Raw genomic sequence first — 20,737 nt, 5'->3', positions numbered from 1 at the left:
CGTCGTCGAAAGAAACGTACGCACCGTCGCTCAGCGACCTTTGCAAGGGTATTCATCCATTTGCCATAAAAGAACATTCTCACAGGGACGGCAGGAATAAAGCCAGGTTTGGGAAAATGATCAATAAAACGACCAGCAAAATTGAGCAGAAAATAAACGGGAATGCGGACGTATAGATTTCGCGCATCGTTGTGCCCGGTGGCGCGACACCTTTCATCACAAAAAGCAGCAACCCAAATGGTGGTGTAGTGAAGCTGATCTCGAGCGAGAGCAACATTATCAGACCGAACCAGATGGGATCAAACCCGAGCGTTTGCGCCAGTGGAAAGAAGATAGGCACGGTCAGCAACATGATCGAAATCTGTTCCATGAACATGCCAAGTAACAACAAGACAGCGAACATCACCGTCAGCATGGCCAATGGAGCAAGTTCAAACGCGATGGCCCAATTCACCAGTCCTCGCGATGCTCCGGAAAATGCCAAAAGCTGGCTGAACGTGGCCGAGCCGAAGACGATCAAATAGGCCATCAGCGTGACCTTGAGCGCGCCGATGACCGATTTTTTGATCGCCTCCCACGAAAGGCAGCGAAAAATCGCGGCCAGGATCAATACGCCCAATGCGCCAAACGCTGCTGCCTCGGATGGGGTGACAAAGCCGCGGATCATCAAGACGATAATCACGACCATGACGCCAACCATCGGCACGACCTCAGTCATGAGCAGTTTCAGGCGGTACACCAACGACATGGGTTCGACGTCGTAGGCAGGAGCCGCCTCGGGATCCAGCCGAGTCTGGAGCCAGATTGTGCCAATGTAGAACAAGGCGAGTATCAAACCGGGAATGACTCCGGCTATCAGCAATGCCGCGACGTCTATCTGTGCCAGAGTGGCCAATAGCACGGCAAGCGCCGAGGGCGGGATGATGATCGCCAAGCCACCGGTTCCCAAAATTGGTCCAATGCTCATGTATGATTTGTATCCGCGGCGGTTCATTTCGGGGACCATGAGCGACCCCAAAAGCGCGGTTGAGCCCATCGACGACCCCGACAACGTTGAAAACGCGGTGCCTCCAAGAACCGTCACATAGCTCAGCCGTCCCGGTAGCCGGCCAAGCAGCTTATCTATCGCGCTGAACATGCGCCCACCCAACCCGGTGTGGAAGAATATCTCACCCATCAACAAGAACAACGGGATTGGCATCAACGCGTATTTGGTCAATGCGCCCAGCCCGTTGTTGAGGAGTTGCGTGACGCCGCGCTCCCCCCCCATAAAGACCCAGGCGCCGAGAATGTTGGCTGCAAGAAAGGCCAGTGCCACGGGCATTCCGATGGCCATCAGGAACACTATCGACCCAAGCAGCAGGGCAAGCGCTTCGTACCACTCCATTATTCGTGTATCCCTGCTTCTCCGTTGTGCATCAGCTCAGGCCCGAAGACAAAGCGCGAAAATTCGATCGCCATCATTCCAAACGATAGTGGAAAGGCGATGGTCAGCATCCATCGGGGGAAATAGTAAGCGCGGGTGTCGTAGTCCCCGCGCTCGATATTCGTCAGGACCAGATCAGCCCCTTGCCAGGCGAGGATCAGGCAGACCAGCACGCAGGCGGCTGCCACCGCACGGCTGACAATCCGGCGCAAACCAACAGGCAACGCGGCCGTCACCAGTTCGATGTGGACATGGCCCTTTTCCCGTACCAGCCAAGGCGCGCCCAGCATGGTCATGTACAACAGCCCGTATTCTGCAGACGTAAACAGCCAAGCAAAGGGTTGCAGCCCGGCATTTCGCATCAGAACTGACGTGATGACGGATAGCATCAGCCAAACCAGCAACAGGCCAGCGATAATGGCCATGCCAAACAGCACTGCGTCATAGATCCTTTTCATCATCCCGCCTGCTCTGCCCCTGGTAGTGAAAGGCCCGCCCATCTGGGACGGGCCTGTCGGTGATCTTAGTTCGCAGCGTCGAGATCGTAGAATAGCTCGATCAGGCGATCATAGTTATCGGTGCCGCCAGGCTGCTCGGCCATCAGGCCCTTCATACGCTCCCATGTCTTTTCGCGGGCCGCGGCAAGGTACCCTGCCTTCGCCTCCCCTTCCAGCGTGACAACCGTCATGCCTGCAGCGTCCAGGGCCGCAAAGTCTTCGTCGCGTTTGCTGCGCAGGGCTTCAACACTGTCCTTTTCGTGTTGGATCGCAACATCTTGCAGGATCGTGCGTGCCTCTTCAGACAGCGAGTTCCAGCGGTCGAGGTTCACGATGACGCCAAGATCAGTCGAGAAGAAGCATGGTTCAATGCGATAGTTCAGGAACTCGTTCCATTTCAGGTCGATCAGGCCGATCTGGGTCCAGCCTGTCGCATCAACGACACCACGCTGCAGGGCCGAGTAGACCTCGCCCGTGGGCAGGTCGATTACTTGCGCACCAAGGTAATTGGTGAAGAATGCGTTGTAGACGTTGTTGCCGCGCAGCTTAAGTCCCTCGACTTCCAGATTGCCGTCGGCGTCAAAACTGGGCTCGTTACGGGTCCAAAGGTTGTAGCAGACGCCGCTGTCGAACCAGCCGAGGTACTTAAGGCCCATTTTGTCCTGATGAATCTGGTCGATCAGTTCCGTGCCGCCATTTTCGCGGGTTTCGATCGCGGTCAGGTTCGACGCGACCATCGCATCTTTCTCGGGCAGCGCCCCACCGTAGAACGAGCCCGGTGTGTAAACCATGTCTACGATACCGTCGCGCACTGCATCGGGCTGTTGGAACATGCCAATGGCTTCCGGCCCGCCGCGCACGTCTATCTGAATGACCCCTTTGCCCGCTTCGTTTACCTTGTCGACAAAGTCTAGAAAGCTTTGGGTATAGATCAGCGTTTCAGGAAAGGCGTGAACCGCCGAGATCGTTTCTTCGGCTTTGGCCGTTCCGGCGGCGATCACGGCTCCTGCCAAAAGGCCAGCCAATGCGTTCATCTTCATATTTATTCCTCCACTTGTTTCAGGGGCATTTTCCTGGTTTCCCCTTATTTCAGGTCTCTTGACCCGTGTTGCGTCGTCTTTGCGCGACGTGTCCTATTCCGGTTTGTTCGGCCAGACCCAAGGGGCGGCCTTGTTGCGGTTATCCCTATGAGCACTGATCGTCTGCGTATGCTGCTGGGTCAGATCGATGTCGTCCCAGCCGTTGATCAGCTTCACACGCCATCCTTCGTCCAGCTCAAAGGTCGCTGTTATGTCCCCCAGGATCAGTCGGTTCTTGGTCAAATCAATCGACGCAAGGCATGGGGTATCTTTTAGCGCCTGCTGTATTTGCGCCACCTTCTTAGCGTCGACACGAGCAGGCAGCAGGCCGTTATTGACGGCGTTGTTGGCGAAAATGTCGCCGAAACTGGGTGCGATGACCGCGCGAATGCCTGCGTCGACCAGCGCATAAACCGCCGCCTCGCGCGACGAGCCGCTGCCAAAGTTATGTCCGGCGACCAGAATGCTGATCCCCTCGTGGCGGTTCAGCGGAAAATCCGCTGACAGCCGTTCCTTGTCGTCCCGCCGCATGTCGTGAAGCAAATAGCGGCCATACCCCTCACTGCGCGGGACTGACATGAAACGCGCCGGGATCAGCTGATCCGTGTCGATGTTATCGAACGCCAGTGCCAGGGCCTGCCCCTGCTGAATGCTCCACCCCGCCATCACGCCGCCCTGCCCTGCAAAAGCGGCCTAACATCCGTAATTGTACCCGTTACAGCCGCTGCAGCTACCATCGCCGGGGACATCAGATGCGTTCGCGCGCCGCGCCCTTGACGTCCGCGGAAATTGCGGTTTGTAGAGGATGCGCAGCGCTTGCCCTCGGCCACAACGTCGCCATTCATGCCGACGCACATAGAGCAACCTGACGCGGCCCACTCCAACCCGGCATCTTGGAATATCCTGTCCAACCCTTCGGCTTCGGCCTGCGCCTTTACGCGCGCCGAACCGGGCGCGACAAGCCCCGGCACACGCGCCTGGCGCCCAGACAACACCAAAGCAGCCTCGCGAAGATCCTCAATCCGCCCATTCGTGCAGGAGCCGATAAACACCTGATCCACCGGGATACCGTCCAAAGGCTGCCCCGGTCTCAATGCCATGTACTCCAAAGCTTCGTGTGCTGAATTTGACCTTGCTGATTCAATGGCGTCTGGACTGGGGATGTTGGCCGTTATGGGCAGGGCCTGTTCCGGGCTGGTGCCCCACGTCACGGTTGGTGCGATGTCTGCTGCGCTCAGCGTAACCTCGCGATCGAAAACTGCCCTCTCGTCAGTGATCAGGCCGCGCCACACCTGTTGCGCTCTTTGCAGATCTGCGCCCGAAGGCGCGTATTCGCGCCCTTCAAGATAGGCAAACGTGACCTCATCCGGCGCAACCAAGCCAAACCGCGCCCCGCCTTCGATTGAGAGGTTGCACAGCGTCATGCGCCCCTCCATCGACAGATCCCGAATTGTCTGACCTGCATACTCAATCGCGTGGCCCTGCGCACCGCCGCTGCCCAATTGCGCGATCCAGTTCAGGGCGATGTCCTTGGCAGTGACGCCGAACCCCAAACGACCTTCGACGCTTATTCGCATGGCCTTGGGTTTTCGCTGCCAGACCGTCTGCGTCGCCAAAACATGCGCAACCTCTGTCGCCCCGATCCCGAAAGCCAATGCGCCAAATGCCCCGTGAGTGGATGTGTGGCTGTCCCCGCAATTGATAAGCAGCCCGGGCAATGTCAGAGCCAACTCGGGCCCGATTACATGAACGATGCCTTGCGACGGGTCGCTCAGATCGAAAAGTCTGATGTTGTGGTCCGACGCGTTGTTTCGCAAGGTTTCGATCATCCGGGCAATCTTTGGATCGGCAATCCGGTCTCGGTTTCTTGTGGGCGCGTAATGATCTGCCACCGCAAACGTGAGGGCAGGTTCAGCCACGGATAAGCCGCGCTCTGCCAGCTTGGCAAAGGCATGATGCGACCCTTCATGCACCAAGTGGCGGTCAACCCAAAGCAGCGACACACCATCCTCGCGCCTCAGAACCTCGTGCGAGGCCCAGAGTTTGTCGAGCATGGTGCGCGGTGCGCTCATTTCCCGGTCTCCTCGCTGCGTCCGATCGCGGGCTCCCAATGCCTGGATGAACCGGTTCCCACACGCGCCAAAGGCATCTCAAGCCGAAACATGTCGGAACGATAGAGGCCAGAAAGATACTCGACCCCATTTCCTTCGACATCCCGAACGATGCGCTTAAGCGACAGCAAAGCTGAGCCGACAGCAACGCCCAATGCCTCAGCCACTTCAGGCCCCGCCAATGTTGCGGAGACGGTCTGATGCGCCCGTTCAATCTGCACGCCGCTACGCTCCAGAAGTTTGAACAGCGGTGTCGTGGCGAGGTCACTTTCCGAGTAGTTCTGTGCAATCACAGCGGGCACATAGGTAGTCAGATGCGAAAACGGGACATCATCAGTCAGTCGCACCCGCGTTGCGATCTGCACCTGATGGTCGCTTGGAAGCCCCATGGCCTTTGCTACCACCTCTGGAGCTTTGCCGTAGGAAAAGGACAATAGCCGCGCGGTTGTGCTCTGCCCCATTTCGACCAGCTGCGGCATGAGCGTGTTGAAATCCATCGCTGCGTGTGCACCGAGGGTAGACTGGCCGGAAACCCGGGTACCACTTCCAGCCTGACGCTCGATCAGGCCATTGCGTGAAAGCGCGTCCAGCGCCCGTCGTATTGTCACTCGCGATACACTGAATTTCTCGGCCAGCCGCTGCTCCCCGGGCAGGGTTTCCCCCGCCGAAAGCTGCCCTTCGGTGATTTGATCGTGCAGATGCAGGTAGACTCGTTGCGCCTTGGTCCCGTCCGGTAGATTGGCCGCGTTGATCTTGTTCACCCGTTGATTCCCCTTTTACAGCACCCTCAATCGTAAAACCGGAACTTGGAAAATCAAGCTTTAGTATTATTGCCTATCCAAAAATAGTCTTACAATTATATAGCAACCTGTATTACAGATAATACAATAACCGGAGGAGCTTTTGCATGCCGATCGTCGAATTGCATTTGATCGAGGGCTATAGCGCGCAAGAAAAACAAAGGCTTGGCGTGGCGCTGACCAATGCTGTGCGATTCGTAGTGCCTGCTGCGCCAGAGCTTGTGACCGTCGTGATCCACGACATTTCAGACCAGAACTACTATCGCGGCGGCAAGAGCAGACAGCCTGCTCGGGCCAAAGAAGACCCCGAGCACATCGTGCGCGCCTTCCTGTCCGAAATGAGTGACCGCGCGTTTGAAAGCGCCCGCAAAAGGCTCAGCTCGGACTTCGTGATGCAGTTTCCCGGAACTGCGCCCATGCGAGATCTTGAGGACCTAAGGAGTTGGGCGGCAAACCGGTATCGCCGTGTCGCGAAAATCTACGAGGGGTTCGACGCAATGCAAAGCGATGGCGACGCTGCGATCGTTTATTGCCGGGGAACGTTGTCCGGTGAATGGACCGATGGTTCAGCATTTCAAGGCATTCGCTTCATTGACCGGTTCGAGATTCGGAACGATCTGATCACACGTCAGGATGTCTGGAATGACATTGCAGAAACAAGGGCGCAGGCATGAGCGAGATTGACCCAATTACCCTTACTGTACTTGCAGGCCGCATGGAGCAGATCGCCGACGAAATGGACGCAACCCTATTTCGGGCGGCCTTTAATCCGATCATTGCCGAGGCGCATGACGCCAGCCATGGTCTGTATTCTGCAACAACGGGCGACACTCTGGTTCAGGGTAAGTCCGGGCTTCCGATCTTCGTGGGTGTGATGTCTTTTGCCGTGAAAGCGGTGATTGAAAAGGCCGCGGCGGACGGGGATCTGGAAGACGGCGACATCTATATCTTCAACGATGCGCATATCGGGGGAACACATTTGTCTGATATGCGCCTGGTGCGTCCCTATTTCCGCGATGGCAAGTTGTTCTGCTATCTCGCGTCAGTTGGGCACTGGCACGACGTGGGCGGTGCGGTGCCGGGAAACTATAACCCGGCGGCGACCGAAGTCTTCCAGGAAGCCTTTGTTCTGCCGCCGGTAAAATTGGTGCGTAAAGGCGAGGTTAACCAGGACATTATCGACATTCTGCTGCGTAACACCCGCCTACCTCAATCAGCGATGGGGGATTTGAACGGGCAACTGGGTGCTCTGGATCTTGGGGTCCGTAGAATGGACGAGTTGCTGGACGAATATGATGCCGAAACAGTCTCAGCCGCTCTTGAAGCGCTCAGCGATCGGGCCGAGGTGCTTATGCGATCTGAGTTGCAGGACTTGCCGGATGGCCGGTGGGAGGCCGAAGATTTTCTGGACAATGACGGTATCACAGATGATCCGCTTCGCATCAAACTGGCTCTTGAGATCAAAGGCGATCTAATGATGCTTGATTTCACGGGTTCGTCTCCGCAATGCGCCGGGCCTGTGAACATCGCGCTACCCACGACCGTTGCAACCGCCTATGTGGCTGTTAAACACGTTTTTCCGGCGCTACCTGCCAACGCCGGCGTGATGCGTCCCATCGAAGTCATCGTGCCCGAAGACAGCCTGTTGGCGGCCGAGTTCCCTGCCCCGACAGGTGGATACACAGAAACCATTCTGCGAATGATCGATGTTGTATTCTCGGCCTTTGCCAACGCCGCACCGGATCGGGTTGTCGCCAATGCCTACGGGACAATCAATGCGCTTTCTATCGCCGGTAAACGCTCGAACGGCCAGCCATGGGTGATGTTCAGCTTTTATGGTGGGGGGCACGGCGGTTCGGTCGAGAGCGACGGGCTGAACCACGGTAACGCTCCGATCTCGACGGCGACGATCCCGCCGATGGAAATTCTTGAAGCCGCCTATCCGGTCATGTTTCGCCAGTGGTCTCTGCGCCCCGACAGCGCTGGTACAGGTGCGCATCGCGGGGGGCTTGGAGCTGTCTATGAAATTGAAGTTCTTGAGGAAAACGGTGCTCAAGCGTTTCTGTTCGGCGAACGCGGCAAGTTCGCGCCGAAGGGTATCGCCGACGGTGGAGACGGAGCCATGAATGTCTTCACGTACGAACAAGACGATGGGTGGAAGGCACCGCCGCTGGTTTCAAAAATGAGAGGGATCGAATTGAAACAAGGACAAGCGGTTCGCCTTGAGACACCCGGCGGTGGCGGCTATGGCTCTGCGGGCCGCCGCGCTCCTGCAGCGATCGCCAAAGATGTGGCTCGGGGTCTTGTGAGTGCCGAACTGGCGGATCAGGTCTACGGCACCACTTGGCGGGAGTTTGCGCCATGACCGGACGTATGATCGGCGTGGATGTTGGGGGCACGTTCACGGATGTTTTTGTTCTGAACGAAGCAGACGGCAGCGCAACCGTCGCCAAGGTTCCAACCACACGCCCGGATCAATCAGGTGGGTTCCTAGACGGGATCGGGCGCGAGGTCGACGATCCGTCCGAGATCTCAGTAGTGGTGCACGGCACCACGGCAGGCACAAATGCTCTGCTGGAACGCAAAGGGGCCAAGACAGGTGTGATCTGTACTGCAGGTCTGCGGGACGTCTTGGAGATGCGTCGAAGGGACCGGCCGCGCACCTGGGGATTGCGCGGGGATTTCGAACCCGTTGTGGATCGCCGCGACCGTCTGGAGGTGCCGGAACGTACTCTGGCGGATGGCACCATTCGCACACCTGTCGATCTGGTTGCCGTGCGCAAAGCAGCAGAGCAATTGCGAGAGCAAGGATGCGAAGCCATCGCAATCTTGTTCGCCAATGCCTATGCCAACCCTGAAAACGAAGCCGCCGCTGTCGCCGCCGTACGCGAGATTTGGCCAAACCCACATGTATCCGCGTCGTCAGAAATCCTACCGGAAATCCGTGAATTCGAACGGTTCTCGACCACGGCGCTGAATGCCTATCTGCAACCCGAAGTTTCAGGCTATCTGACCCGCCTGGAAAACGCCCTGCAATCCGGCGGGTTCGATGGCGAGTTCATGATCGTGCAGTCCAATGGTGGGGTCATGGGGGTCAACACCGCGTCCCGCCTTCCGGTGCGTACAGCATTGTCTGGTCCGGCGGCGGGTGTGATTGCAGCAGGTTACATTGCGCAGTCTGCTGGCTTCGACAAAGTGATCACGGGGGATATGGGCGGCACCAGTTTTGATGTTTCGCTGATATCACAGGGGCAGACGATGTTGTCGGCCCAGACCTCCATCGATTTTGGGATGGTTGTGCGCAGCCCAATGATCGAAATAACAACCATCGGAGCAGGCGGAGGGTCAATCGCCTGGGTCGATAAGGGTGGATTGTTAAATATCGGCCCTGAAAGCGCTGGATCAAATCCCGGTCCTGTTGCCTACGGTCTGGGAAATGATCGTCCAACGGTGACAGATGCCAATGTCGTGTTGGGTCGTATCGATCCGGACAACCCAATCGGTGGCAAACTGGAAAGGCTGGACGTGGAGGCCGCTGGCAAAGCGATCGATATCCACGTCGGCGAACCGCTCGGTTTATCCAGGCTTGAGGCCGCCGAGGCTATCCTGCGCGTCGCCAATTCCCGTATGGCCGGAGCGATCCGTCTTGTAAGCATCGAGCGCGGCTTTGACCCCAAACGATTTGCCTTTATGCCGTTCGGTGGTGGCGGAGCTTTGCATGCGGGGGCAATGCTGGCCGAAGTGGAGATCGCCCGCGCGATCATTCCACGTTATCCTGGTGTCACCTCGGCACTAGGTTGTGTGATCGCCGACATGCGGCAAGATTTCGTACAGACGATCAACACACTGGTCACGCAGTTGGACAAAGCTGCTTTGGGCGCATTCATGCAAGAGCACGTGGACCAGGGTATGGCGCTGCTTGACGCATCGCGGACCACCTTCGACAGGCGTGAGATCTCATTCGAGCTGGATATGGCTTATTTGGGTCAAACGCATACCGTGCCGGTGCCACTGACCGTTACGATGACAAACGGCAAGGTTGCACCTCCAAGCAAAGCCGACATCGAAGAGGCATTCGATACGGCTTATAACGCCACCTATGGAAGACTGCTGAAAAACGGCGTGCGGCGCATATTGAATCTGCGTAGCGCTGTAACGGGCAAGCGGCCGAAATTCGATCTTTCTTCCCTTGCTCCCACAACAGAAGGCAGTGTCACGCCCTCGTCGACGCGAAAAGTTCACTTCGGAGATGCCTGGCATGACACAGCCATCTATGATCGCTTGTCGCTTCCGGTTGGCACGCTGGTCAAAGGTCCCGCCATTCTGACCCAACCAGACACGACCGTCCTGATCGAACCGGATTTTCAAGGGCGCGTGGACTCCTTTGGCAACACGATTGTCGAACCACGGGAGGAGGACTGAATGAGCGAACCAGAAACCTGGGACCCGCGCCAAACGGCGTTGCTGACTATCGATCTTCAGAACGACTTTATTCATCCTGAGGGAGCCTATGGCCGCGCTGGCCAGTCGGCGCAAGAAATCGCGGCTCTTCCCGAACGCATCGCGCCCTTGGCGCGAAAGTTGCAAGCCGCGGGCGGACGCTATTTTTCGGCGCAGTTCACACTTGTACCCGACCGCAACGGCGAGCCATTGATTGCGCCACACCTGAAGAAATTGCGTCCGTTCCTGACCAAGGGCGACTTCGCACCGGGCGGGTTTGGTCACAGTTTGGTCGATACGATGCAACCCTGCGATTTCGTTATCGAAAAAGTTGCCTACTCGGCCTTCTACCAGACTCGGCTGGAATATCTGATGCGCGTTTTGGGTATCGAGAACCTGATCGTCGGGGGCATCGTGACCAATGGCGGTGTTGCCTCAACTCTGCGCGATGCGCATTTGCGGGATTTCGACACCGTTATGCTGACAGACGGATGTGCCGCCTTTCGGCAAGAGGTTCATGACGCAACACTCCTGTCACTGGGCACCGTCACGCATCAGCGAAATTGCGATCAAATGTTGAACTGGTTGGAGGGAGCCAAATGAGTCTTAAATCCCGACTGGCAAAGAAAGAAATTCTGGTTGCACCAGGCGTGTATGACGGTCTGACGGCTTCGCTGGCAGAAAAAGCTGGCTTCGAGGCGCTGTATCTGAGCGGCGCGGCTGTTGCGTACACGCGACTTGGCCGTCCCGATATCGGGCTATCTACGGCGTCCGAGATGGCGGACACGATGTCGCTGATTGCCGATCGGGTCTCGTTACCCGTGATCATCGACGCCGATACCGGCTTTGGAAACGCATTGAACGCTCAGCGTACCATGCGACTATATGAGCGTGCCGGTGCATCCGCACTGCAAGTCGAAGATCAGACCTTTCCGAAGCGCTGCGGTCATCTGTCGGACAAATCCCTTATCCCGAAGCAGGAAATGGCTGGAAAGATAGCAGCGATGGCCGACGCGCGCGCCAGAAGTGAAACGCTAATCATTGCCCGCACGGACGCCATCGCCGTTGAGGGGTTCAGCGCAGCTATCGAGCGCGCGGAAACTTATCTTGAGGCTGGTGCGGATGTACTTTTCCTCGAAGCGCCCCAAAGCCTCGAACAGCTGACGTCCATCGCTGACCGGTTTGCCCCGCGCGTTCCCCTGTTGGCGAACATGGTCGAAGGCGGCGCGACCCCGATCCTTGGTGCCGACGATCTAGAGGCTCAGGGTTATTCCATCGTCATTTTCCCCGGCGGGATCGTCCGGGCTTTGGCCAAAACCGCTCAGGCCTACTATCAGAGCCTGGCAGAGAATGGCTCCAACAAACCCTTCGCACAGAACATGTTCGACTTCGGCGGTCTGAACGAAGTCATCGGAACCGCCGAGATGCTCGATGCCGGGGCCCGCTATGATGACGCCCACGGTTGAGAGTTTAGCACCCGATCAGTTTGATCTGAAGACCGGTACCCTGATCATCGGCGCAGGGGCTTGCGGTCTGGTCGCGGCCCTGTCGGCTTCGGAGGCGGGACAGGACGTGCTGGTGATCGAAGCCGATCCGGTTCCAAGCGGTTCAACCGCGTTGTCCGCCGGGTTGATCCCTGCTTCTGGCACAAAAGTTCAACTGGCCGCGGGGATCATGGACGACGCGGTTCTCTTTGCCAGCGACATTCAGTCGAAGGCCCACAGCGAGAACGATCAAGCTCTGGTCGATTTGTTGACCAGCAATGCCGCGGAAGTCATCGACTGGCTGTCTGAACGCCACGCCCTGCCCTTCTCGGTTGTCACGGATTTCGACTACCCCGGTCACTCGCGCCGTCGGATGCACGGGCTGCCGACGCGCTCGGGACAAGAGTTGATCGACGCGCTTCGCAGCGCCTGCGAGCGTGAAGGTTTGGACATCATCTGCAATCGCCGCGCCACAACGCTGTTTCGGAATCAGGACCAGATTTCAGGTGTTGCCGTAATAGGCCCGAACGCAACAGTCGAAACCATTGCCTGCGACCGGCTTATCCTTGCCTGCAACGGTTTTGGTGGCAACCCCGCCCTCGTTTCAGAGCATATGCCGCAAATCGAAAATGCACTGTGGTTCGGGCATAGCGGTAACCGAGGTGAGGCTGTTATGTGGGCAGAGGGGCTGGGTGCAGGGCTGCAAAACCTGGGGGCTTATCAAGGCCATGGCAATGTCGCGCACCCACATGGAATCCTGATAACCTGGGCGGTGATTACCGAAGGCGGCATACAGGTGAACCGCGACGGTCATCGTTTCTGGGACGAGTCTCAAGGCTATTCTGAAGCCGCCCGCGCGGTACTGGCGCAGCCCGACGGAGAAGCCTTCGCGATCTTTGACGGCCGCATCGCCGCCATTGCGCGCCAGTTCGAGGATTTCAAGCGCGCGGAAGAGACAGGCGCGATCCGGTCCGCTGATACAATCAAAGACCTATCGAAGGCACTAGCGCTACCATCTTTGGCTTTGGAACAAGCAATTCGAGAAATCCCCATTGGCGGCAAGGATCAATTCGGCCGATCTTTCAACCCGCCACCTTTGGCGCCACCTTACATGGGCGTCCGCGTCTCAGGGGCCCTATTCCATACCCAAGGCGGTTTGCGCGTTGACTCCTCTGCGCGCGTCCTCAAAGAGGACGGCTCCGCATTCACCAACCTTTATGCAGGCGGCGGCGCGGCTGTTGGTGTGTCGGGCAAAGGGGACAGCGGGTATCTTTCCGGAAATGGCTTGCTGAGTGCCGTTGTGTTGGGTCGCATAGCTGGGTTGAGTGCGTGATGCCAAATTTGTGCATTCTAACTATCGGAACCGGTGGTGTCGTTCTGTCTGGGAGCTAAACGTTCGAAGGCGGTTTGATGGTGTTCGGAAGAATAGGTTGGCCTGAAGGCAATGACATGGTTGCAGAACGCGAAGCAAATGCCAGCCTTGTTCGGCGGTCGAGGTTTCACGATGACTTGCACTTAGTGGCCGCGAATTGTGCGGAACCCGCCGCCGATGGATCAGAAGGCCGGACGACATACGAGGCGTTCTACCCACTGTGTGTATCCGATTACCCAGTTCTGGCCGCTGACGTTTAGCGTCTTTGGAACACCAGCTCCAAAGCAGACAATGCGCTCGTGTTTGGGGTCAGATTGCGGTTCCTTTTGTATCAACCGAAAAGCCAGAAAGAAACCCAACCGAATGACCCATCAAGGCTGCTTCCCGCTAACCCAAAGATAATGTGGGAAGGTCGCCTCTGAGCTCTTTGCCATCATAAGACGGTTTCTATCGGATGACGGGTTCTAATGCTGAGCGGTCAGTACTCGGTAGATTCCGTCAACTGCGCTATCGTGTTTCAAGGGCGACAGGAGGATTATCCATATCGCATCAATTCTGGCTCGACCACGAGCGTCTCAACCGCATCGAGAATATTTTCCCGAAAACACGTGGCGTTGCTGGGCTATATGACCGAAGGGCTCTCAGCGGTACCATCCATTTCACCAGCGACGGCCTGCGATAGAGGGCGCACCAACCAAGTAGTCACTTTCGTTGCCGGGTTTGACGGGTACTGCGTTCCCTGTGCCCATCATGCGCTGAACAAGGCGGTCGAGCGGGCTTGTCTCTTCCGGCGCGACCTTGCCTGCGAACATGCCGAAGTGCTTGGCGATATTCTCCAGCGCCTTGGCGCGGTCCTGCATCTTGTTTTCAATACCCTGCTTGGTTTCCTTCACGCCATCGAACAGGAGGCGCGCAGCGGGGCTGAGATTGCGGGTGTCGGCCATGCGGGTGACTTCGATCCCCGTGCCGGAACACTCAGGACAGGCGGCGTTTGGTGGATCTGTGAGGCGATAGCCGTAGCCGCCCGTGTCGTCAGGGATGCGCGGATCTTCGATTGCGCCCGACATCGCAACGTCACGCGCTTTCTCGTAGTGGAACATCGAGAACACGACCTCTGCCTTGCGCTCGGTGAACTCCCGTTCTGTTTTCCACTGGAACTGATGGTTGATGCCGTAGCAGTAACGGCAGGGCGCGATGATGTGCTATGTCAGTTCGTTGGGGTCTGCCAGTGCGATCTGTGTCCAGAGGCCAACAATCCCCTCTGCGTTGAGCATGGCCTTGCTCTCGACCTGTTTCCGGCCCTCTGCGATGGCTGAGGCGACCTTAACATTGCTTAACAATAGCGACCCTTGGGCCTCTGCTGATCCTTCCACATATCCGGCGCTGATTGCAGCTTGCTTCCCGTTCGGTTCAGCAAGGTAGGCAAGCACAAAATCCCGCTGGCGCAGGTTCAGGCCGTATGGGTCGAGCCATTCGGTATCTGCCAGTGCTGGGGTGTCGGTTGCGTTGCTCATTCCGGGGCTTGGCCTCTTGCGCCTCAAAATCCCGATCAGGTTTGGCGACAACGACGCTACTAGCAACATATGCAAGCAACCGACCGCCCCTATCATCATCATCAATGTATTTGTTTATTTGTTTCTTTAGTGACCTCTGACTGACCTCAAAAATTCTATTTATATTTTTAATTCAATAACTTTCATGACCTCAATCCAGACCCCAATGCCGACCCCGGCAGACGCATAGACTATTTGGTGACACATTCACTTTAGCCTTCCATTGAGGCAACATGTCGCATAGAAATAAGGCTGAAAAGGCAATGAGCTAACGCCCTAGCCTGTGCAATTGTCTTTCATGCACGTTGAGCGGTAAGAACTCAGTTCGCCAAACACAAAATGATACTCTACGGAGCAAGATTTAAACTCTTGATAACATTGTAAGCTTCCGGTTGCTTAGAGACATGAAACTTAGAATCAAAGAGATCCGTGTAGCACGGGGCCTTTCGCAAGAAGAGCTTGCAAATAAGATACAATTTTCACGATCTTATTTGGCGCAGCTAGAAAGCGGTGCGAGAGAATTGACAACTAAGAAGCAAGCCGCAATCGCAGCAGCCCTGGAAGTAAATCCTAAAGAGCTCGTAGACTTCAATGCGCCTGATCAAAGACACGAGGCTCTGATTATAGAAGCTTTTCGCTCGCTATCTCCGGACCAACGAAAGTCTTGGCTGGATTTGGCAAAGGTCACATTGGGGTCGAAGAGTGAAGACCGCTAGCGCGTTCTCAGCTTTTCGTAAACTTGCCCGACCGACACCCACTCTAGATTGATCGACATAAACTCGCGCGTCAGAACGCGGCGCATACTGCACCTGAAAGGCTGTCTCGGCCTCTGTGTTCTCGCGTTTGGGCTTCTTTCGGTTCTCTACTGGTAGAGATCGCTCAGGAACTCGCTGAATGTCTCCGTCTGCAAGATGGACCTCGCCATCGGGTCGTCCTGCATCTGGCTCGGCTGGATCGGAAAAGAAATCCCGCCCGCTGTCTTGTTGTACAGCGTTTCGCTTTCCAATGCGAGAAGGTACGCCAGATTTGCCGGATTGTCCGTCGGGACCAACCGATCCCAATCCCACATCAGCGGTTCCGCTTGTGCTATCGGGTCGCGCCCCTCGGCCAGTTCTTGGCGCACCAGCTTGTTGATCCGGTCCCCCAACAGAAAACGGTAGCGTTCCCGCGTCAGCGGTTGGCTCGACTTCGACAGCCGGATCGTTCCCAAGTAGTTCTCGCTCCCCTCGGGGGTCCAGGTTATCCGTGCGTCCATCTAAGCGCTCCCTCAGTTCGGCTCACGATGAATACAGCGCGGGCGATTCCTTCATAAGTAAATTTTTTTGCATTAATTACAATCGCCTATGGCAAAATCACCAACCAGCCAACACGCGCCCTGACGTTCATACAACTTGCCGTTAACGGTGAAATGCTCTGGCACATTGTCAGCATACCGTTGCCTGCGCTTGGATCGTAGATCGAGATGGTACCGCCGAAACTGCCCAGACTTGACGCCAGATAAGCCAGCGGCGCGGGCGTGGACTATGCCTGCTGTTCGATGCCGGTAGACGCGCGTCGCACCGGCATGGGGTGCGCCGCATATAGCTACACCATGGCGTCATAGACGTAAACGGCGTCAGTGCTGTTGCGGGCCAGTTCACTCGCCCGACGAACGATAGCGGCCTCAAACGCCTCTTTGGGTACGGTGCCTTCTCTGGGACGATACCAAAGCAGACTTCAAGCCCGCCTGCCGGTCGGCAGAAATGGTGGAGCTCAAGATGATCCGCGCCGAGGCAAACCCCATCAGCAACCATTGTGAAGCGGATTTTGAAAGATGAGCGCACCGCCACCCGCATCAGCAAACAAACAACAGAGGGCAATGGAACTATGAATGTTGCAGTTTAAGAAGACGATTGAAAAGGCGAACACTTCCTCAAGATCGCCCGCCCTTATGACGGCGTGGGCAGGCTCAAGCCGGTTCCAGAAGCAGCCAATCAGGACCAACCCCAGAAGAAAGCCGCGCTGGTGCGTCGCAAGAAGTTTCGTCCGAAGATCAAGGCGGGAATGACGGCGCGCGAAATCGGCAGTGCGGTCGGGTTCCAGACAGCACCATCTACAAAGACGCCAAAGCGTTGGGGCTGAAACTGGCAACCGCAAAATTGAAAAGGTGACGCATGAACAACCCTAAACCAATTTACGTGAAGCTGTTACAGATCCCGGAACTCTACGGTCTGTCGCGGTATTCGATCTATCGGGCCGAGAAAGACGCGAAACTGACCATTCACCGTGGCACAGGCGTCAATCTGGTGAAGGTCGCGGATCTGGAAAGCCTGATCGAAGGAAAGGCGGCTTAATCGCCGGGTATAAAAACTCAGATGTGGGGCAAAATGTGGGGCAGCTACGGCATTACCATTCTTTTATTTTTTTATTTCAGGTTATTAAGAAGATTTCATGGAGCGGGTAGCGGGAATCGAACCCGCGCGTTCAGCTTGGGAAGCTGACAGGCTACCATTACATCATACCCGCCGCGTAGGATTGAATAGCATTGGCTCGGGACCAGCTTCAAGCGCGTTTCAACACGGAACCGCATGATTACTCTGTCCGCGCACGCAGGCTGTCGATCAGCGATTGTTCAACGTCCAAGGCTTCGCGCGCGGCATCAAGGGTTCGCTGATCCAGATGTTGCGGGCTCAGGTCGATGTCCTTGGAGAACGCTTCGACAATGGCACGCATCGCCTTGATCCGAGCGTATTTTTTGTTGTTGGCGGGGACAACGTGCCAAGGCGCGATTTCTGTCGATGTCCGAGCCAACATTTCATCTACGGCCACTTGAGCTTCGGCCCAGCGTTCACGATTGCGGAAATCCTCATAGGTCAGCTTCCAGCGTTTCATCGGGTTGCGCAGACGTTCGGTGAACCGCGCCATCTGCTCCTCAGGCGAGATATGGAAGAACAACTTTACAATCCGAGTGCCATCATCGACCAACATCCGCTCAAAGTCATTGATTTCGCGATAAGCGGCACGCCAGCGGTGTTCGGGAGTGAATTTTTCCAGCCGCTCAACCAGCACACGCCCGTACCAACTGCGGTCAAATGCCGAAATCGCCCCTTCTGGCGGCAGTCGTTCCCAAAACCGCAGCAGATAGTGGCGGTTCAGGTAGTAGTTTCGCGGTGCACCGATTGGCCATACCTTAAAACTACGCGGGTCGAGCGCCTGGCTGATCCGTCGGATCGTACCGCCCTTGCCCGCTGCGTCCCATCCCTCAAACACCAGTACGCCTTTGGCGCCGTGGAACAAAAACGCCTGCTGTATCAACGCCAGTTGAGATTGCAGGTCTAAAAGTTGTTCAAAATACTCTTTTTTACCCAGCCGCTTGCCCAGATCGGCATCGACCAGCTTGGGAGGAAAGTGTTTGCTCATGAAAGTGCGTGGCCTCTCTAGACGGATTGCGATCAGTGTCGCAGTTTCGCCCGAGCCCGGCATTGATCGGTGTCAAAACGAAAAAGGCCGGGCTTTTGCCCGGCCTCTGTATCAAAACGTATTGCGGATCAGGCGCGGCGGCGGCGACCACCACCGCGACGACCACCTGCAGCTCCTGCTGCACCGGCTTCCTCGGGCGATTTGTTGAACCGAATCCACTCGCCACCATGAGCATCGTTGTTGGTCAGCAAGTTGGCGGCGCGGATGGCCTCCATCTCTTTGCCGGCGCGCGGTTTGGTTGAACCGAGACCGAACATCTGAACAAACGCCTCATCGTCCATACCGTCTGGCAGGATGATGCCAGCCGCGGCGACCGCCTCTTTCTTTTCTGCGATCTTCTTCTGCGTCACCGGCAGAGCTACCGGGTTCATGATCGCCGAAGTCATACCAGCACCCATCGCCATCGGCAGGAAGGCGTTGTTGATACCGTGGCGGTTCGGCAGACCGAACGAGATGTTGGACGCGCCGCAGGTAGTGTTCACGCCCAGTTCCTCGCGCAGGCGACGGACAAGGGCAAATACCTGCTGACCGGCGGTTGCCATTGCGCCGATGGGCATCACCAGCGGGTCAACCACAATGTCATGGGCCGGGATGCCGAAATCTGCAGCGCGTTCCACGATCTTTTTGGCCACGTCAAACCGGACGTCGGGGTCTTCGGAAATCCCGGTGTCGTCGTTTGAGATCGCCACAACCGGCACGTTGTATTTCTTGACCAGCGGCAGAACCAGTTCCAGACGCTCCTCCTCACCCGTAACCGAGTTCAGCAGCGGACGGCCTTCTGCCGCCTCAAGACCGGCTTCCAACGCACCAGGAACCGAGCTGTCAATGCACAGCGGCACTTCGACCAAACCCTGCACGAGTTCGACGATCTTTCGCATCAGCGGTGGCTCGGTCTCGTTGGGGTTGGGGTTCGAGTTGTAGACAACGCCCGCGTTGATATCCAGGACGGTCGCGCCCGCTGCAACCTGTGCCAGCGCGTCCTTTTCAACGGTCGAGAAGTCGCCCGCTTCCAGTTCCGCGGCCAGTTTCTTGCGGCCCGTGGGGTTGATCCGCTCACCGATCACACAGAACGGTTCGTCAAAGCCCAGAACGGCAGTTTTTGTTTTTGATTCTACGACTGTACGGGTCATATCCGTTCCTTAGGAGTTTGCAGGCTTTGCCGAAGCGCCGCCGTTGTTGATGGCCCAGTTGGCATTGGTTTTAATGCCGCCAAGAGGGAAGAAATGCACGTTGGTGATGTTGAAATCCGGGTTGGCCGCCTTGTGGTTGGCCAGTTCGGTGATCACATCAGTCGGCTCATAGGGCAGCAGCAGCTTGGACACGTCCATCGCGCGTTTCTGCAGAACCTTCAGCGAGGGGCCAACGCCGCAGGCGATCGCGAATTTGATCAGGGTCTGCAGCTTGGCCGGGCCTGCAATACCGATATGGATCGGCAGGTCGATGCCCGCAGCCTTCAGACCATCTGCCCATTCGATGATCGGCTTGGCGTCAAACGCGAACTGCGTCGCCAGCGCCATTTCAGCATCGGTGGTTTCGTTGAACTTTTGTTTCCAGCGCAGCGCGTCATCGACGTTTTTGGTCGAGCCGTCCGGGTCGATGTCCTTGTTGCCCTCGGGGTGGCCTGCAACGTGCAGACGCTTGAAGCCTGCCTTGTCGAAAAGGCCGGTCTCCAGCAACTGCATCGAGCTGTCGAACGCGCCATGCGGATTGGCGACTCCCCCGGCCAGCAACAGCGCCTGTTCAACGCCCGCTTCGCCTTGATACATCGAAATCCAGTTTTCCAGCGTGGCGGCATCCTTGATGATCCGCGCCGGAAAGTGCGGCATGACCGGATAGCCTTCGGCAGCGATGCGTTTTGCGGTCTGGACCATGTCTTCGATCGGGGTGCCCTCGATATGGGCGATGTAGACGCGGGTGCCTTCGGGCAGCAGCGCCCGGAAATCCTCGACCTTTTCAGCGGTGCGGGGCATCACCTCGATCGAATAGCCCTGCAAAAAGGCTTCGACGGTCGGATTCACTGGGCCGTTTTCGACCGCATCACGTTTTTTGAAGTTCAGCAAAGCCATCACGGCCTCCCATATAGATTTGGGGCTCATGCCCAACCGTCATTGGCGATCAGAGCCTTGATACGCTCTTGATCGTATTCCATTTCCAAACGCGCGGCTTCGGCCTCGGCGATCTCGGACGGATCGCCCTCGATTGCAAAGGGTTCAGCCTTGCGCCATTCGGCAAGGTAGGCATCGCTGTCCTTGGCGTTCACCTTCATGGCCGCCCGGTCGATGGCTTGCTCGAACCGTTCTTCCAACTGTCGCTTGGCACCCCGTCGGCCCTTGCCGACGATGACTTGCGCTGGGATATCGCGCCAGTAAACGATGGTGACGTCAGGCATCGCGTGTGATTCCTCCTAACCAGATGGACCGGTTCTAAACTTCTATATGGGCTCAGGTCGGTCGATTTTCGACACAAGGCGCATTTCAAACGACCTTTTTGCCCCCGATGGGATAGCCGCCTTGTAG

21 protein-coding genes and 1 tRNA gene are annotated in these 20,737 nt (G+C 56.9%); 8 read left to right on the top strand and 14 right to left on the bottom strand.

Annotated elements, in window-relative coordinates:
• Positions 1–79 precede the first annotated feature (79 nt).
• The 6 genes from ACR0KS_RS08970 to ACR0KS_RS08945 all read right to left on the bottom strand — a co-directional run bounded on the left by ACR0KS_RS08970 (position 80) and on the right by ACR0KS_RS08945 (position 5,874).
• On the bottom strand, positions 80–1,387 hold the full coding sequence (locus ACR0KS_RS08970) for a TRAP transporter large permease subunit (RefSeq protein ID WP_170482024.1): 1,308 nt from the start codon (positions 1,385–1,387) through the stop codon (positions 80–82).
• Positions 1,387–1,887 (bottom strand): TRAP transporter small permease, encoded by a 501-nt coding sequence (locus ACR0KS_RS08965; RefSeq protein ID WP_170551186.1) that lies wholly within the window; start codon positions 1,885–1,887, stop codon positions 1,387–1,389. Before ACR0KS_RS08965 ends, ACR0KS_RS08970 begins: the two co-directional genes overlap by 1 nt.
• A gap of 62 nt (positions 1,888–1,949) precedes the next feature.
• Positions 1,950–2,963 (bottom strand): TRAP transporter substrate-binding protein DctP, encoded by a 1,014-nt coding sequence (dctP, locus tag ACR0KS_RS08960; protein ID WP_170566814.1) that lies wholly within the window; start codon positions 2,961–2,963, stop codon positions 1,950–1,952.
• 93 nt (positions 2,964–3,056) lie between these two features.
• Complete coding sequence (leuD, locus tag ACR0KS_RS08955; protein WP_170566816.1) at positions 3,057–3,668, bottom strand: 3-isopropylmalate dehydratase small subunit; 612 nt, start codon at positions 3,666–3,668, stop codon at positions 3,057–3,059.
• Positions 3,668–5,074, bottom strand: a complete 1,407-nt coding sequence (leuC, locus tag ACR0KS_RS08950; RefSeq protein ID WP_170566818.1) for a 3-isopropylmalate dehydratase large subunit — start codon at positions 5,072–5,074, stop codon at positions 3,668–3,670. The genes leuD and leuC overlap by 1 nt, the downstream gene beginning before the upstream one ends.
• A complete protein-coding gene (locus ACR0KS_RS08945; protein ID WP_170482009.1) occupies positions 5,071–5,874 on the bottom strand; it encodes a GntR family transcriptional regulator in 804 nt (267 codons plus the stop codon). The genes leuC and ACR0KS_RS08945 overlap by 4 nt, the downstream gene beginning before the upstream one ends.
• A gap of 146 nt (positions 5,875–6,020) precedes the next feature.
• Between ACR0KS_RS08945 and ACR0KS_RS08940 the strand changes: the two genes are divergently transcribed.
• Genes ACR0KS_RS08940 through ACR0KS_RS08915 form a run of 6 tightly spaced genes read left to right on the top strand, consistent with a single transcriptional unit; the run spans position 6,021 to position 13,170 of the window.
• Positions 6,021–6,587, top strand: coding sequence for a tautomerase family protein (locus ACR0KS_RS08940; protein ID WP_170566820.1), 567 nt, complete (start codon positions 6,021–6,023; stop codon positions 6,585–6,587).
• Positions 6,584–8,278 (top strand): hydantoinase B/oxoprolinase family protein, encoded by a 1,695-nt coding sequence (locus ACR0KS_RS08935; protein ID WP_170482005.1) that lies wholly within the window; start codon positions 6,584–6,586, stop codon positions 8,276–8,278. The genes ACR0KS_RS08940 and ACR0KS_RS08935 overlap by 4 nt, the downstream gene beginning before the upstream one ends.
• On the top strand, positions 8,275–10,335 hold the full coding sequence (locus tag ACR0KS_RS08930; RefSeq protein ID WP_170551200.1) for a hydantoinase/oxoprolinase family protein: 2,061 nt from the start codon (positions 8,275–8,277) through the stop codon (positions 10,333–10,335). The genes ACR0KS_RS08935 and ACR0KS_RS08930 overlap by 4 nt, the downstream gene beginning before the upstream one ends.
• The gene (locus ACR0KS_RS08925) at positions 10,336–10,956 is read left to right on the top strand and encodes a cysteine hydrolase family protein (protein ID WP_170556824.1); all 621 of its coding nucleotides are present in this window, start codon (positions 10,336–10,338) and stop codon (positions 10,954–10,956) included. It begins immediately after the preceding gene.
• Positions 10,953–11,819: an isocitrate lyase/phosphoenolpyruvate mutase family protein gene (locus ACR0KS_RS08920; protein WP_170551206.1), complete on the top strand. Its 867-nt coding sequence runs from the start codon at positions 10,953–10,955 to the stop codon at positions 11,817–11,819. The genes ACR0KS_RS08925 and ACR0KS_RS08920 overlap by 4 nt, the downstream gene beginning before the upstream one ends.
• Positions 11,803–13,170 (top strand): FAD-dependent oxidoreductase, encoded by a 1,368-nt coding sequence (locus ACR0KS_RS08915; protein WP_480693180.1) that lies wholly within the window; start codon positions 11,803–11,805, stop codon positions 13,168–13,170. Before ACR0KS_RS08920 ends, ACR0KS_RS08915 begins: the two co-directional genes overlap by 17 nt.
• Before the next feature lie 698 nt (positions 13,171–13,868).
• Here the strand turns inward: ACR0KS_RS08915 and ACR0KS_RS08910 are convergent.
• Together ACR0KS_RS08910 and ACR0KS_RS08905 are read right to left on the bottom strand one after the other, a co-directional pair.
• A complete protein-coding gene (locus ACR0KS_RS08910; protein ID WP_170566824.1) occupies positions 13,869–14,309 on the bottom strand; it encodes a terminase small subunit in 441 nt (146 codons plus the stop codon).
• A gap of 102 nt (positions 14,310–14,411) precedes the next feature.
• Positions 14,412–14,723, bottom strand: a complete 312-nt coding sequence (locus ACR0KS_RS08905) for a terminase small subunit (protein ID WP_170551214.1) — start codon at positions 14,721–14,723, stop codon at positions 14,412–14,414.
• A 443-nt stretch (positions 14,724–15,166) separates the two neighbouring features.
• On the opposite strand from ACR0KS_RS08905, the gene ACR0KS_RS08900 reads away from it, so the two are divergent.
• Entirely contained in the window at positions 15,167–15,478 is a 312-nt protein-coding gene (locus ACR0KS_RS08900; RefSeq protein ID WP_170566825.1) for a helix-turn-helix domain-containing protein, read from the top strand.
• Between the two features lie 146 nt (positions 15,479–15,624).
• On the opposite strand, the gene ACR0KS_RS08895 is transcribed toward ACR0KS_RS08900, so the two are convergent.
• A complete protein-coding gene (locus ACR0KS_RS08895) occupies positions 15,625–16,017 on the bottom strand; it encodes a hypothetical protein (RefSeq protein ID WP_170566827.1) in 393 nt (130 codons plus the stop codon).
• An 898-nt stretch (positions 16,018–16,915) separates the two neighbouring features.
• Here ACR0KS_RS08895 and ACR0KS_RS08890 point away from each other — a divergent pair.
• Positions 16,916–17,095, top strand: a complete 180-nt coding sequence (locus tag ACR0KS_RS08890) for a helix-turn-helix transcriptional regulator (protein ID WP_170551219.1) — start codon at positions 16,916–16,918, stop codon at positions 17,093–17,095.
• A 98-nt stretch (positions 17,096–17,193) separates the two neighbouring features.
• On the opposite strand, the gene ACR0KS_RS08885 is transcribed toward ACR0KS_RS08890, so the two are convergent.
• The 5 genes from ACR0KS_RS08885 to ACR0KS_RS08865 all read right to left on the bottom strand — a co-directional run bounded on the left by ACR0KS_RS08885 (position 17,194) and on the right by ACR0KS_RS08865 (position 20,610).
• Positions 17,194–17,267, bottom strand: a tRNA-Gly gene (locus ACR0KS_RS08885).
• A gap of 66 nt (positions 17,268–17,333) precedes the next feature.
• The gene (locus ACR0KS_RS08880; RefSeq protein WP_170566829.1) at positions 17,334–18,161 is read right to left on the bottom strand and encodes a polyphosphate kinase; all 828 of its coding nucleotides are present in this window, start codon (positions 18,159–18,161) and stop codon (positions 17,334–17,336) included.
• A gap of 128 nt (positions 18,162–18,289) precedes the next feature.
• Entirely contained in the window at positions 18,290–19,351 is a 1,062-nt protein-coding gene (locus tag ACR0KS_RS08875) for a methyltetrahydrofolate cobalamin methyltransferase (RefSeq protein ID WP_170389258.1), read from the bottom strand.
• Positions 19,352–19,360: 9 nt separating this feature from the next.
• Positions 19,361–20,287, bottom strand: coding sequence for a methylenetetrahydrofolate reductase (locus tag ACR0KS_RS08870; RefSeq protein ID WP_170413813.1), 927 nt, complete (start codon positions 20,285–20,287; stop codon positions 19,361–19,363).
• 26 nt (positions 20,288–20,313) lie between these two features.
• Positions 20,314–20,610: a virulence factor gene (locus tag ACR0KS_RS08865; protein ID WP_170566831.1), complete on the bottom strand. Its 297-nt coding sequence runs from the start codon at positions 20,608–20,610 to the stop codon at positions 20,314–20,316.
• Positions 20,611–20,737: the final 127 nt, after the last annotated feature.

This window comes from Ruegeria sp. BC7 (assembly GCF_056539165.1).
Note: the sequence above shows the minus strand (reverse complement) of the source record. Positions and strands in the feature narration are given on the sequence as shown.